The sequence below is a fragment of the Parasphingopyxis sp. genome, assembly GCF_028279465.1.
GTDB lineage: Bacteria > Pseudomonadota > Alphaproteobacteria > Sphingomonadales > Sphingomonadaceae > Parasphingopyxis.
Genome location: NZ_JANQNS010000008.1, coordinates 37239 through 50036, shown reverse-complemented (window position 1 = coordinate 50036; position 12798 = coordinate 37239). Strand labels below are relative to the sequence as shown.

Here is a 12798-nt window from a genome sequence, read left to right as displayed (position 1 = left end):
TTCGTCAAATTGGAGAAGTTTGCAATCGCCGTACTAAGGAACATGCTTCGCCTTACTGGCTCGCCAGCCGAAGCTCCCGTAGGGAGGGAAGGCTGGTGGACGGGGCTGGATTCGAACCAGCGTACGCTTGCGCGGGCAGATTTACAGTCTGCTGCCTTTAACCACTCGGCCACCCGTCCATTGGGGTTCGCGGTGCATGGATGACCGCGCCGAAGGGCGGGTCAATGGCGAAACACCGCTTGCCTGTCAACGCTGCGTGTTGGAAAGCATGGGGCCATGGCGAAACGACGCAAAGCCAAACAGCGCGACAGCCGCGCACCGCGCTTCTGGGGCCGGCATGCGGTCGCTGCCGCGCTAGACAATCCGGCGCGCACCATCCGCAAGCTTTGGGCGACCCATGAAGGGGTGTCCGGCCTCGATCTACCGTCCAACCTTGCAGTCGAAATGGCCGGCGCCGCCGATCTCGGACGACTGGTTCCGCATGACGCGCCGCATCAGGGGTTGGTGGCGGAAGTCGAGCCGCTGCCCGATATCGCAATCGAGGATTTGCTTGCTGGCGCCGAAGACGGCCGGCCGCTCGTGATCCTCGACCAGGTGACCGACCCGCACAATGCCGGGGCGATCATGCGCTCGGCCCTCGCCTTTAATGCGCTGGGCCTGGTCACGCAGGATCGCCACGCGCCGCCCGAATCCGGCGCGCTCGCCAAGGCGGCGTCGGGCGCACTCGAGACCCTGCCCTGGTGCCGGGTCGTCAATCTCGCCCGCGCGCTCGACCAGATCGCAGACGCCGGTTTCTGGCGGATCGGGCTTGCCGGCGAGGCGGATATGGAATTGTCCGAGGCGCTGGGCGGCAAGCGCGTCGCGCTCGTGCTCGGCGCAGAAGGTGCCGGGATGCGGCCCAATGTCGCGGGCCATTGCGACGCCCTCGCCCGTCTGCCGATCAGCGACCGGATCGAAAGCCTGAACGTATCGAATGCCGCCGCCATCGCTCTTTATGCCCATCATGAAAGGAGATCGTCATGACCTTCATTCGCACTGCACTCGCGCCTTGCCTTGCACTATTGCTCACCGGCTGCCTGTTGGTGCCCGGCCAGTTTGAGGCCGAGTTGATGATCACGCCGGACGGCGAATTCGCGTTCGTCTATGATGGCGAAATCCGTGTCGGGCCGGATGACGAACAGGACCGATCGGGGAGCGGCGCCGGAGACACGGACGTAAATGGCGAAGACGATGGCATGGGCGCGGCGATCGACGCCGGCATGGAGGAAGCGGCGCAGATTTTCATGGGCGGGCTCAATCCGCGCGACGAGGACTCGGTGCGCGCCTTCGCCGAACAACTGCAGGCCCGGCGTGGCTGGGACCGGGTCGACTATCTCGGCGCAGGCCTGTTCGATGTCGACTATTCGGTTTCGGGACGGCTCGACAGGGATTTCTTCTTCCCGGTCGTGCAGGATTTTCTGTTGAACTTTCCGATGGTCGCGGCGGTGCCGCTCGACGATGGCAGCGTACGCGTCACCGTTCCGGCGCTGATGCCGCCACCGTCTCAGCCAAGCAGCGGTGACGCAACACGCGAAGAGGAAGAAGGCCCGCTCGGCTCGGGAACGTTCACATTGCGGACGACCGCCGAAATCGTGAGCACCAACGGCGCGGTGTCATCGGGCGAACTGCCCGGTGAAACGGTTATCCGCTGGTCTTCGGACGATCCGCCGGAGGAGCGGCCGGAGGCGATTATCCGCCTAGAGCCCTAAGCTGACGTCCTAGTCTTGCGCACTAATCCTCTTGGGCGATCGTCACCTTGAGGCCGTCCAGCTCGTCCTCGAACGGGATCTGGCAGGACAGGCGCGAATGCTCGTTGCGATGGTCGGAGCTTTCGAGGAGATCATTCTCGTCTTCGTCCATCTCCGGCAGTTTGGCCGCAAATTCCGGATCGACATGCACATGGCAGGTCGCGCAGGAACAGCAGCCACCGCACAGCGCGAGGAGTTCGTCAAAGCCATTGTCCCGGATCACTTCCATCACGGTAAGGCCGTTATCCGCATCGACGGCAGTTTCTTCGCCGGCGCGATTGACGACAATGAGCTTGGGCATGGAGACTTCCTTCTGGATTTTGGCTTCTGGCGGATTCGAAAAATGCTGCGGCGCGGCTATGTGATGACAGGCAGACGAAATCAAGGGCGGCAAGGGGTCAGGAACCGATGGGCATAGATGCGGATACGCTGCGGCGCGCAATGGACCAGCTGGCGGAGATCGAACCGGCCTTCGCAACCCGGCTGACCGAGATCGGCTACCCGCCGCCCCGGATCCGCGATCGCGGCTATGCGACATTGCTCAGAACCATCATCGGGCAGCAGGTCAGCGTCGCATCGGCCGATGCGGCTTGGCGGAAACTGGACGAAACGCTCGGCGACGCGAACGACCCGGAAAAGCTGCTCGCGGCCGATGCCGACATGTTGCGCGGCGCGGGACTCAGCCGACAGAAGAGCGGTTATGCGCGATCGCTTGCCGAGCTTGTGGTGTCAGGCACACTGGATCTCGCGGCTCTCCCGGAGGACGACGAAGAAGCCGTCGCCCAACTTGTGGCCGTGAAAGGGATCGGACGCTGGTCGGCCGAGGTCTATCTGCTGTTCGCCGAAGGCCGGCCGGATATCTGGCCGGCGGGCGATCTCGCCGTGCAGATCGAGGTCGGGAACCTGTTGGGATGGACCGACCGCCCGGCCGAGCAGGCGGTGCGCGATGCCGCAGAACCGTGGCGGCCGCATCGCGGCGCCGCGGCGATCTTCGCCTGGCATTCCTACAATACGGAGGTGATTTAGGATCTAGGCGGCGCGGTGACGGCGCAGAAAATCGTCGAGAACGGCCGGGTGGAAGGGCTCGGTGAATTTGCAGCCTGCTTCGAAGCCCCGCGACCAGGCGATCGTCGCCTGCATCGGCTGTAGCCCGGGAAATCTGATCCAGACTTCGGCACCGATGCCGAGGCTCATCGCGCTGTCAACCTTACAGCCCGTCAGCGAGATGTCGCTAACATCGGCCTTGGCCGCCTCATATCCCGTCTTGCGGAACCCGGCGCGCACATCCACAGGTTCGCGATGCGCGGCGCGGCGTTCGTCGAAACCCGGGTCTTTGACCAGCAATTGAGCGCGAATAGGCATCGGAAGTCCTCTTTCGATGCATTCGCTTATCGCTCACACTTATGAAGATCGGATTGACGGCGATGGTAAAAATCCCGTTCACACTCGGCGCAAACATATGAAAAGCGGCTATTCCGATCGCGCATTGCCGCCCGCGAACCGTTAACGAACGGCTTACCGGTACGCAGCCGTGTCCGTTTGGCAGTTGACGTAAGCGTAAAGCCATGCTCGGTAGCTGCATGACCGCTTCCGCTCCACCCGCCGCCATTCTCTCCGCTTATCAAGGCGCAAAGCCGCCCGCGCCCGACTGGTTTCGTGACGCACTCGCCCGCGCGCCCGAGCGGCACAGTATCGAGAGCGGCGGATCGACGATCGAATATTTCACCTGGGGAGCTCCCGGAAAACCCGGGCTTTTCCTGCTCCATGGCGGCGGCGCGCATGCATTGTGGTGGGCCCATATCGCCCCCTTCTTTGCCGACGAATACCGGGTCGCAGCCATGTCGATGGCTGGCATGGGCGGATCGGACTGGCGCGACGAATATGCGATCGCGCAGCACGCCGCGGATATGCGCGCTGTCGCCGATGCAGCGGGATTGATGGCACAGGGCAAGCCCGTCGTCGCTGGCCACAGCTTCGGCGGTGCGCCGACCGCGACGGCGGCGTCGGACCCCAATGCCTGGGTCGGCCGCGCGATCATCATCGATTCCTCGCTGCAGATGCGCCACTCCCCCGGGGACGCAGAACGCCCGCAACGCGAGCGGCGCTTTTTCGGCAGCGTCGCCGAAGGGCTCGGCCGCTTCCGCTTCCTGCCCGCCCAAAGCTGCGACAATCATTATATCGCGGACATGATCGCGCGCGACGCCATCGTCGAAGTCGAGTCCGGCCGCTTCAGCTGGCGCCACGATCCGAACGGCTTCACCAATACGAAGCGGCTCGACAGTGCAAAACGCGCGCGCAGCGCCAATTGCCCCATGGCCATGATCTATGGCGACCGTTCGGCCATCATGGACGATGAGGCGCTCGCGCATCTCGAAAAGACGATGCCCGCGGGTACGCCCTTCGTCGCGATCCCCGATAGCGGCCATCATGTCATGGTCGATCAACCGCTGGCGCTCGTCGCCGCGATGCGCGCGCTGCTCGCTGGCTGATCGCCCTTCGCGTGCCCGGACGGGGATGGTAAGGCGCGGACATGGAAACGATCTCGGAAAATCGCGCCTTTGGCGGCACGCAAGGCGTGTACACCCATGCGAGCGCCGAAACGGGCACGGAGATGCAGTTTTCACTCTTTATGCCCGACCATGAACCGGGCGCGACGCTGCCAGTTCTCTGGTATCTGTCGGGCCTTACCTGCACCCATGCCAATGTAACCGAAAAGGGCGAGTTCCGTAGCGCCTGCGCCGAACACGGCATCGCCTTTGTCGCACCCGACACCTCGCCGCGCGGCGACGATGTTCCGGATGATGAGGGTTATGATTTCGGGCAAGGGGCCGGCTTCTATGTCGATGCGACCGAAAAGCCCTGGGCAAAGCATTTCCGGATGCGCAGCTATATCGAAGAGGAACTGCCGGCGCTGATCACCGCCAAATTTCCGATGCTCGACATGGCCCGCCAATCGATCACGGGCCATTCGATGGGCGGCCATGGCGCGCTGACCATCGCGCTGCGCAATCCCGGCCGCTTCCGCAGCGTATCGGCTTTCGCGCCGATCGTCTCGCCGCTCAACTGCCCCTGGGGCGAAAAGGCGCTAGCCGGTTATTTGGGACCGGACCGCGCAGCCTGGCGGCCCTATGACGCCTGCGCGCTGATCGAAGACGGCGCGCGCGTACCCGAAATCCTTGTCGATCAAGGCGAGGCCGACCAGTTTCTGGAGGAACAGCTCAAGCCCGAACTGCTCGAACAAGCCTGTGCCGGTGGAGGCATCGCGCTGACCCTAAACCGCCAACCGGGCTATGATCACAGCTACTATTTCATTTCGACCTTCATGGCCGACCATATCGGCTGGCATGCAAAGCGACTGGCCTAAACCAATCTCTTACACACTCTCCGTAACCGCCATCTTGCCCGGTACGGCAATCCTGTCGATAAGAGCGACCAAGACGCTAAGGGGGCGGCATGGACGACCGGACATCGCATGACAATTTCGTAAAACGCGCCTTCGTCGTTCTCGCGATCGTCGCGCTGGCGGCGGCAGTTTACCTGCTCGGCCGGCTGATACTGCTGATCTTCGCGGCCATCGTCGTCGCCGTCATATTGCGCGCCATAGCGCGGATTTTTATCCGCTTCGGCCTGCCCCAAGGCCTTTCGGTGACGCTGGCGGTCATTGCGCTGTTCACAATATTGGGATCGGTATCCTGGATATTCGGCGATCTGCTGGTCACGCAATTCGCCGCGCTCGCCGCGCGGATACCCGAAGCTGTAGATGCGACACAGGCCGCGTTCGACAGCTGGGGCTTTGACTATGACATTCGCCAAGCGAGCCGCGACATCGCCTCCCAGCTCTCCGGCCTGACCACCCGCGCCGGGAGTTTCGCCATCATGTCGGCCGGTGGGGCGCTGACCAACATCATCCTCGTCCTCGCCGGCGCCGTGTTTTTCGCTGCGCAGCCCGATCTGTATCGCCAGGGCCTTATTCGCATCGTGCCGAAGCAGCGCGAAAAACTCGCCGAGGAAACGCTCGACGATCTCGGCCGGGCATTGGGCCTGTGGCTGCGCGCGCAGATCCTGTCTTCGATCATCGTGGCGATCATGGTCTATATCGCCCTGTCCGCGATCGGCGTGCCATCGGCGGCGGCGCTCGCGGTGATCGCGGGGTTGCTCGATTTCATTCCCTTTATCGGCCCGGTCGTCGCGGGCATCCCGGCCGTGCTCGTCGCGTTCAGCGTCAGCCCGACGACTGCGCTGTGGACATTGGGCGTCTATGTCCTGATCCAACAGATACAGGGCAATATTCTCCAGCCGATCATCCAGAAACGCTCGGTCGACTTGCTACCGGCGGTGCTGCTCTTCGCGGTGGTGGCGGCGGGGATATTGTTCGGCTTGCTCGGCGTGCTGCTGGCCGCGCCGTTGACGGTGGTCGGCTTCGTGCTCGTGCAGCGGCTTTATATCGAACAGGTGTTGCAGAAGGAGCCCAAGCGCCCGGCCCCGCCGAAAAAGGCCGAATGAACCCGGTCTTCGCCAAGCTGCCGACGACGATTTTCGAGGACATGTCGGCGCGCGCCCGGGCGAACGGCGCGATCAATCTGGGCCAGGGCTTTCCCGATACGGATGGACCGGAGGACGTGCGCCAGGCTGCGGCCGATGCGGTGCTTACCGGCTGGAACCAATATCCGCCGATGCGTGGGTTACCGGAGCTGCGCGCCGCGATCGGCGATCATTATGCCGCGCATCAGCGGCTATCGGCCGATCCTGAAACCGATATTCTCGTGACATCGGGGGCGACCGAAGCGCTGGCGGCGTCCATCCTCGGTCTCGTAAGTCCCGGTGACGAAGTGATCATCGTCCAGCCCGCCTATGACGCCTATGCGCCGCTTGTCCGGCAAGCGGGCGGCGTGCCGCGCTTCGTTTCGACGCGCCCGCCCGGTTGGAAACTCCGCGCCGAAGACCTGGAAACGGCGGTCAGCGATGCAACGCGCTTCCTCATTCTCAACAGCCCGCACAATCCCACCGCCACGATGCTCGACGCGGCCGACTTGGCGCTGCTCGCCGATTTCTGTGTTTCGCACGACCTGATCGCGATCTGTGACGAGGTGTGGGAGCATCTTATCTTCGACGGGGCGGAGCACAAGCCGCTGATAACCATGCCAGGCATGGGGGATCGGACGGTAAAGATCGGGTCTGCCGGCAAGATTTTCTCGCTGACCGGCTGGAAAGTCGGTTGGGCGATCGCGCCGGAGCCCTTGGCGGCGGCGACCGCCAAGACGCATCAGTTCCTGACCTTCACGACCCCACCCAATCTGCAATCGGCGGTCGCCTACGGCCTTGGCAAAGACATGTCCTATTTCACGGATATGCGCGCCGGCTATCAGGCCTCGCGGGATCGGCTTGCCACCGCGTTGCGTGATGGCGGCTATGCCGTTCTGTCCAGCGCAGCAACCTATTTCCTACTGATCGATCTCCCCGCTTCGGGCATCGATCTCGATGATCGCGCATTTGCCCTGCGGCTGGTGGAAGAGTTCGGCGTGGCCTCTATTCCCGTGTCAGCGCTGTATGAAATCGACGCTGTCGCAACGGCGATCCGGCTCTGTTTCGCGAAAGACGATGCGACGCTCGACGCGGCCGCGAACCGGCTGATCGAGGCGCGAAAGGCCCTAGCTTAACGCGGCGCGCGCCAGCGATGGCTGCCCGAATAGAGCCCCGCCGTCGGATTGCCGGACGCATCGCGCGCAGGGCGGAAGCGCGCCCGGCTCATCACCATGTTGCAGGCGCGCGCATCGAGCTGGAAATGTCCGCTCGAACCGATCGTGAAGCAGGCGGTCGGGATGCCGTTCGCGCCCACTCGCACCTGGAAGCGCGACGTCCCCTCCTCGCCATTGCGCAGGATATTCGCCGGATAGTCGCTGGCGCGCACCCAGCTCGACGGATTGCCAATCGGCTGAGGCGGTGTGGTCCGGGACTGGCGCGGCGGGTCTGGCGTCGGCGTGGGCCTGGATCTTGGTTCGGGCGTGCTCGGTGTTTCGCGTGTCGGCTGGCTCGGCCGCTCGGGGACCGGTGGGAGTATCGGCGTGGCCGTATCGGGTTGGTTGGCCGGCGCGGAGTCCGGCGTATCGGCTTGCGGTTCGGCGATAGCGTCCTGTTCGGCGCCCTCGGCCGGAGCGCTGTCTTCCGGAAGCGCATAGGCGCTGAGTTCGCCCTCGCGCGCATCGTAAACGGTTGTGATGCACGCCTCGGTCCGGCATTCGTCGCGGCGCGCCTGATAGGCAGCATAACCCTGCTGCAGGGCGACGCGCTCCTCGCCTTCGGCCTGTTCGAGCGCCGCATCATAGCGTTGCGACAGTTCGGTTTCCCGGGCGCGCAGGGCTTCGCTGCCGCAAATGATGGCGTGGCTCGGCAGATCGGTATTCGCACAATCGACGGTCGGCGACAGAACGCCGCCCGCTGCGGAATCGGTCTCTTCACCGCTCGGCCAGAGCAGGAACGCCAAGACGATGGCGACAAGCGCGGCGAGCCCTAATGCGCCGTACAACAGCATAGGATTTTTGGGCGAACCGCCATCCCCATCGGACTGCTCCGGATCGCTCCGTCCGGCCGATACCGGCGCGACCTTCAGCGGCGCCTCTGTCTTGGCCTCCGCTGGCGGCGCTTCATCCCTCGCGTCTATCGCGTCCGCTTCGTCAGCCTCAGGCTCAGATACCGGTGTAACGGGTTCGGGCGTGGCCGGCTCCGCACTTTCCGTTTCCGGCTCATCGCCTACTTCAGCAGAAGAGTCCGCTTCGTCCGGCGGCGGCGCATCGACCGGGATCGGCACGGGCGGCGGCTGCGTGCTGACCGGAGGCGGACCCAATTCCTCTTCTACCGTGTTGATCTGCACGAGCCGCTTGATCGTATCGATCATGCGCTGGATCGTATCGTCACGCCGGTCGAACCAGTCGATCCACTGATAATCGTTCAGCCAATAGGCAAGGCCGTCGGCATCGATATTTTCAAGCCGGACGGGGAAAATGAGCTTGTCGCCATTTTCGGCCATCATCAGCTCGCGCTTCACATGGCGCGACTGATCAGAGCGCGAGCAGAACAGCAGGATGATCAGATCCGACGTGCGCACCTGTTCGATGATCGCCTGATCGAATGGTCGGCCCGGGTCGATATCGTCGGGCGCCATCCATCCGTCGACGCCGTTATTCGCCAACACCTGTTTGAGCTGCCGCGCCGTTTCGACCTGGGAACTGTGATGGCTGATAAAGGCGATTGGCCGCCTCACACCGTCATTTCCAGCGCCGTCAGCGCGCATCCCCGCCCCCAAACTTCGGTATCGGCCTGCCTCTGCCGTCCCCCTGACAGCAAAGAGCCAATATGGCCAACGCGCTACGTCCTAGGCCAGTGTCGCGGCAACGGCAACGATGCCGTCGGGATAGCTTAGTCGGCGAATATCAGAACCGGCGTCTCGAGCAGGTGCTTGAGCGCCTGAACATAGCTCGCCGCGTCATAGCCATCGACGACGCGGTGGTCGCAACTGATCGAGAGATTCATAAGCTTCCGCGCCTCGATCCCGCCGTCCACGATAACCGGACGTTCGACGATCTTGTTCGGGCCGATGATCGCCACCTGCGGCCGGTTGATCACGGGCGTCGTCGCGATGCCGCCGAGCGGGCCAAGCGATGTGAGCGTCAGCGTGCCGCCAGTCAGTTCCTCCTGCTTGGCCTTACCGCTCCTTGCGGCATCCGACAGGCGGGCGATCTCCATCGCGAGCTGCCAGACATTCTTGTCCTGCGCATCTTTGATGACCGGCACGATCAGGCCCGTATCGGTCTGCGTGGCCATGCCGAGATGGACCGCACCGTGACGCGTCACGCGCCCGGCCTCGTCGTCATAGGTCGCATTGATCATCGGGAATTCCGGCAGCGTCTTGCAGATCGCTGCGATGATCAGCGGCAGCACGGTGAGCTTGGGCCGCTCACCGCGCGTAGCGTTGAGATCGGCGCGGGCCGCCTCCAACTCGGTAACGTCGATTTCCTCGACATAGGTGAAGTGCGGGATGTGGCGTTTGGAGGCGGCCATATTTTCCGCAATCTTCCGCCGGAGGCCGATAACCTTGAGTTCCTCGTCATCGCGCTTTTTCGACGCGCCCGGCGTGAGATAGGTCGCGCCATAAGTCAGATACTGGTCGAGATCGCTGTGCCGGATGCGCTCGCCCGTCTGCGGCTTTACCTGCGAGAGATCGACGCCGAGATCGGCTGCCCGCTTGCGCACCGCGGGCGATGCGAGGACACGGGTTTTAGGTTCGTCCGCTGCAGGTTCGAGCTCTGCCTCCTCTACCGGCTCGGGTTCTGGTGCCGGCTCTTCTTCCGGTTCCGGCTCTGGCTCGGCTTCGTCCTCGTCTGCAACCTGTTCGTCGGCCTGCGCTTTCACCTTCTCGGCGATTGCGGCTTCTTCCTCCTCATCCGGCAGTTCGTCCGTCTCGATCACCGCCAGCACGGAACCGATAGCGAGCATATCGCCCTCTTCGCCGTTGAGCTCGACGATCGTGCCGGATACCGGCGATTCCATTTCAACGGTTGCCTTGTCGGTCATCATGTCGGCGATGCCCTGATCTTCTTCGACCTCGTCGCCGACCTTAACATGCCAAGCGACGATTTCGGCCTCGGCGATGCCCTCGCCGATATCGGGCAGTTTGAAGCTGAACTTAGCCACTGACATTCTCCATGACGCGTTCGATGGCGAGGCGGGTGCGGACCGGCCCCGGGAAATAGGCCCATTCGAGGCTGTGCGGATAAGGCGTGTCATAGCCCGTCACCCGCTCGATCGGCACCTCGAGATGGTAGAAGCAGCGCTCTTGCACGAGCGCCGACAGTTCGGAGCCAAAGCCCGAAGTGCGCGTCGCCTCATGCATGATGATGCAGCGGCCCGTTTTCTTGATCGATTCCTCAATGGTCTCGATATCGAGCGGCAAGAGCGTGCGCAGATCGATCACTTCGGCATCAACGCCGAGATCCTCCACCGCGCGCATCGCGACATGGACCATCGTGCCATAGGTGACGATTGTCAGCGCCTCGCCCTCGCGCAGGACCTTGGCCTTGCCGAGCGGAATCGTGAAATAGCCTTCCGGCACCTCGCTCGCCGGGTGTTTCGACCAAGGCTGAACCGGGTTATCATAATGGCCGTCGAACGGGCCGTTATAAATGCGCTTCGGCTCGAAAAAGATCACCGGATCGGGATCCTCGATGGCGGCGATCAGCAGGCCCTTGGCATCGTACGGCGTGGACGGGATGACCGTTTTCACGCCGCAGATATGGGTGAAGATGCTTTCCGGCGACTGGCTGTGCGTCTGGCCGCCGAAGATCCCGCCGCCCGAGGGCGTACGGACGACCATCGGCGCGGTAAACTCGCCGGCCGAGCGATAGCGCAGCCGCGCGGCTTCCGAGACGATCTGGTCGAGGCCGGGATAGATATAGTCGGCGAACTGGATTTCGGCGATCGGCTTCAGGCCATATGTCGCCATGCCGACCGCGACGCCGATAATGCCGCATTCATTGATCGGCGTATCGAAGGCGCGGGTCTTGCCGTATTTCTTCTGCAGCCCGGCCGTCGCCCGAAACACGCCGCCATAATAGCCGACATCCTCGCCGAACACGCAGACGCTATCGTCGCGCTCCATGGCGACATCCATGGCGCTGTTGACCGCCTGGATCATATTCATCTGTTTGGTCGCGCCCTCGCTCATCGCGTCTTCGCCACGTTGTTGGCCGCCTCATTCTCGTCGAGCATGTCCTGCATCTGCTCTTTCAGATGCCAGGGCATCTCCTCGAACACGCCTTCAAACATGGTCTCAAGAGGCTGGTGTAAACCATGGCCGAGAATGCCGTTTTTCTCGGCTTGTTTAGCCGCCGTCTTAACTTGTTCGGCGACCTCCTTGTCCATCTCCGCCTGTCGCTCTTCGCTCCATTCGCCCAGCGCAATCAGATGGTTTTTCAGCCGCGCGATCGGATCGCCGAGCGGCCATTCGGCGGCTTCGTCGGCCGAGCGATATTGCGAGGGATCGTCCGATGTCGAATGGCCTTCGGCGCGATAGGTGAAATGCTCGATCAGTGTTGGGCCGTTATTGGTCCGCGCGCGTTCCGCCGCCCATTGCGTCGCCGCATAGACGGCCAAAGCGTCGTTGCCGTCGACGCGCAGCCCCGCGATGCCATAGCCGACGGCCCGTGCCGCGAAGGTCGTCTGATCGCCGCCGGCGAAGCCCGAGAAGCTCGAGATCGCCCATTGATTGTTGACGACGTTCATGATCACGGGCGCCTTGTAGACGGCCGCAAAGGTGCAGGCGGAATGGAAATCGCCCTCGGCGCTCGATCCCTCGCCCGTCCAGGTCGCCGCGATCCGCGTATCGCCCTTCGCCGCGCTCGCCATCGCCCAGCCCACGGCCTGCGGATATTGCGTAGCAAGATTGCCGGAGATCGAGAAGAACGCGCCCTGCTTGGTCGAATACATGATCGGGAGCTGGCGCCCCATCAGCCGGTCCTTCTTGTTCGAATAGACCTGGTTCATCATGTCGACGAGCGACCAGTCTCGCGCGATCAAAATGCCCTGCTGGCGATAGGAGGGAAACGTCATATCGTCCCGGTCCAGGGCGAAGGTCGCGGCGATCGCCACGGCCTCCTCGCCCGTGCACTTCATGTAGAAGCTGGTCTTGCCCTGACGCTGGGCGCGGAACATGCGCTGATCGTAAGCGCGGGTCAGCGCCATCGCGCGCAGCATTTTGCGGAGCGTATCAGGATCGAGCTTCGGGTCCCATGGCCCCACGGCCTTGCCCTCGTCGTCGAGCACGCGGACGAGGCCATAGGCGAGATCGGGCATATCCTCGTGATGGTCAGCCATATCCGGACGGCGCGTTTCACCGGCGGGCGGCACCACAATATCGGAAAAATCCGCTTCGTCGCCGGGCCGGAATTTGGGCTCGGGCACGTAAAGTTCGAGGGGCGGCAGATTGCGCCGGTCTGTGTCGCTCGCCATCAGATATCCT

Annotated in this window: 13 protein-coding genes and 1 tRNA gene; 7 read left to right on the top strand and 7 right to left on the bottom strand. The window is 63.2% G+C overall.

Annotation, left to right across the window (positions count from 1 at the left end; translation table 11 throughout):
* Window positions 1–93: 93 nt before the first annotated feature.
* Window positions 94–179, bottom strand: a tRNA-Tyr gene (locus Q0974_RS04540).
* A gap of 97 nt (window positions 180–276) precedes the next feature.
* On the opposite strand from Q0974_RS04540, the gene Q0974_RS04535 reads away from it, so the two are divergent.
* A complete protein-coding gene (locus Q0974_RS04535) occupies window positions 277–1023 on the top strand; it encodes an RNA methyltransferase (RefSeq protein ID WP_299323170.1) in 747 nt (248 codons plus the stop codon).
* Window positions 1020–1748, top strand: coding sequence for a hypothetical protein (locus Q0974_RS04530; RefSeq protein WP_299323168.1), 729 nt, complete (start codon window positions 1020–1022; stop codon window positions 1746–1748). Before Q0974_RS04535 ends, Q0974_RS04530 begins: the two co-directional genes overlap by 4 nt.
* A 22-nt stretch (window positions 1749–1770) precedes the next feature.
* On the opposite strand, the gene Q0974_RS04525 is transcribed toward Q0974_RS04530, so the two are convergent.
* Complete coding sequence (locus Q0974_RS04525) at window positions 1771–2088, bottom strand: 2Fe-2S iron-sulfur cluster-binding protein (protein ID WP_299323166.1); 318 nt, start codon at window positions 2086–2088, stop codon at window positions 1771–1773.
* Window positions 2089–2195: 107 nt separating this feature from the next.
* Between Q0974_RS04525 and Q0974_RS04520 the strand changes: the two genes are divergently transcribed.
* A complete protein-coding gene (locus tag Q0974_RS04520) occupies window positions 2196–2813 on the top strand; it encodes a DNA-3-methyladenine glycosylase 2 family protein (RefSeq protein ID WP_299323163.1) in 618 nt (205 codons plus the stop codon).
* Between the two features lie 3 nt (window positions 2814–2816).
* On the opposite strand, the gene Q0974_RS04515 is transcribed toward Q0974_RS04520, so the two are convergent.
* Window positions 2817–3149, bottom strand: a complete 333-nt coding sequence (locus tag Q0974_RS04515; RefSeq protein ID WP_299323161.1) for a PilZ domain-containing protein — start codon at window positions 3147–3149, stop codon at window positions 2817–2819.
* A 218-nt stretch (window positions 3150–3367) separates the two neighbouring features.
* Between Q0974_RS04515 and Q0974_RS04510 the strand changes: the two genes are divergently transcribed.
* The 4 genes from Q0974_RS04510 to Q0974_RS04495 all read left to right on the top strand — a co-directional run bounded on the left by Q0974_RS04510 (window position 3368) and on the right by Q0974_RS04495 (window position 7444).
* Window positions 3368–4276 (top strand): alpha/beta hydrolase, encoded by a 909-nt coding sequence (locus Q0974_RS04510; protein ID WP_299323159.1) that lies wholly within the window; start codon window positions 3368–3370, stop codon window positions 4274–4276.
* A gap of 41 nt (window positions 4277–4317) precedes the next feature.
* On the top strand, window positions 4318–5151 hold the full coding sequence (gene fghA, locus Q0974_RS04505; protein ID WP_299323157.1) for an S-formylglutathione hydrolase: 834 nt from the start codon (window positions 4318–4320) through the stop codon (window positions 5149–5151).
* A gap of 89 nt (window positions 5152–5240) precedes the next feature.
* Window positions 5241–6290, top strand: coding sequence for an AI-2E family transporter (locus Q0974_RS04500; RefSeq protein ID WP_299323154.1), 1050 nt, complete (start codon window positions 5241–5243; stop codon window positions 6288–6290).
* Complete coding sequence (locus tag Q0974_RS04495; protein ID WP_299323152.1) at window positions 6287–7444, top strand: aminotransferase; 1158 nt, start codon at window positions 6287–6289, stop codon at window positions 7442–7444. The genes Q0974_RS04500 and Q0974_RS04495 overlap by 4 nt, the downstream gene beginning before the upstream one ends.
* On the opposite strand, the gene Q0974_RS04490 is transcribed toward Q0974_RS04495, so the two are convergent.
* From Q0974_RS04490 to Q0974_RS04475, 4 genes are all read right to left on the bottom strand, one after another.
* The gene (locus tag Q0974_RS04490) at window positions 7441–9075 is read right to left on the bottom strand and encodes a TIR domain-containing protein (RefSeq protein WP_299323149.1); all 1635 of its coding nucleotides are present in this window, start codon (window positions 9073–9075) and stop codon (window positions 7441–7443) included. The genes Q0974_RS04495 and Q0974_RS04490 overlap by 4 nt on opposite strands.
* A gap of 125 nt (window positions 9076–9200) precedes the next feature.
* Window positions 9201–10475, bottom strand: coding sequence for a dihydrolipoamide acetyltransferase family protein (locus Q0974_RS04485; protein WP_299323147.1), 1275 nt, complete (start codon window positions 10473–10475; stop codon window positions 9201–9203).
* On the bottom strand, window positions 10468–11481 hold the full coding sequence (locus Q0974_RS04480) for an alpha-ketoacid dehydrogenase subunit beta (RefSeq protein ID WP_299323721.1): 1014 nt from the start codon (window positions 11479–11481) through the stop codon (window positions 10468–10470). The genes Q0974_RS04485 and Q0974_RS04480 overlap by 8 nt, the downstream gene beginning before the upstream one ends.
* A gap of 20 nt (window positions 11482–11501) precedes the next feature.
* The gene (locus tag Q0974_RS04475) at window positions 11502–12788 is read right to left on the bottom strand and encodes a 3-methyl-2-oxobutanoate dehydrogenase (2-methylpropanoyl-transferring) subunit alpha (protein WP_299323144.1); all 1287 of its coding nucleotides are present in this window, start codon (window positions 12786–12788) and stop codon (window positions 11502–11504) included.
* Window positions 12789–12798: the final 10 nt, after the last annotated feature.

What these genes read in the sequence shown, in the direction of transcription:
- Q0974_RS04535 (WP_299323170.1), top strand. Translation starts at nt 277, where the DNA reads ATGGCGAAACGACGCAAAGCCAAACAGCGCGACAGCCGCGCACCGCGC.
- Q0974_RS04530 (WP_299323168.1), top strand. Translation starts at nt 1,020, where the DNA reads ATGACCTTCATTCGCACTGCACTCGCGCCTTGCCTTGCACTATTGCTC.
- Q0974_RS04525 (WP_299323166.1), bottom strand. Translation starts at nt 2,088, where the DNA reads ATGCCCAAGCTCATTGTCGTCAATCGCGCCGGCGAAGAAACTGCCGTC.
- Q0974_RS04520 (WP_299323163.1), top strand. Translation starts at nt 2,196, where the DNA reads ATGGGCATAGATGCGGATACGCTGCGGCGCGCAATGGACCAGCTGGCG.
- Q0974_RS04515 (WP_299323161.1), bottom strand. Translation starts at nt 3,149, where the DNA reads ATGCCTATTCGCGCTCAATTGCTGGTCAAAGACCCGGGTTTCGACGAA.
- Q0974_RS04510 (WP_299323159.1), top strand. Translation starts at nt 3,368, where the DNA reads ATGACCGCTTCCGCTCCACCCGCCGCCATTCTCTCCGCTTATCAAGGC.
- fghA (WP_299323157.1), top strand. Translation starts at nt 4,318, where the DNA reads ATGGAAACGATCTCGGAAAATCGCGCCTTTGGCGGCACGCAAGGCGTG.
- Q0974_RS04500 (WP_299323154.1), top strand. Translation starts at nt 5,241, where the DNA reads ATGGACGACCGGACATCGCATGACAATTTCGTAAAACGCGCCTTCGTC.
- Q0974_RS04495 (WP_299323152.1), top strand. Translation starts at nt 6,287, where the DNA reads ATGAACCCGGTCTTCGCCAAGCTGCCGACGACGATTTTCGAGGACATG.
- Q0974_RS04490 (WP_299323149.1), bottom strand. Translation starts at nt 9,075, where the DNA reads ATGCGCGCTGACGGCGCTGGAAATGACGGTGTGAGGCGGCCAATCGCC.
- Q0974_RS04480 (WP_299323721.1), bottom strand. Translation starts at nt 11,481, where the DNA reads ATGAATATGATCCAGGCGGTCAACAGCGCCATGGATGTCGCCATGGAG.
- Q0974_RS04475 (WP_299323144.1), bottom strand. Translation starts at nt 12,788, where the DNA reads ATGGCGAGCGACACAGACCGGCGCAATCTGCCGCCCCTCGAACTTTAC.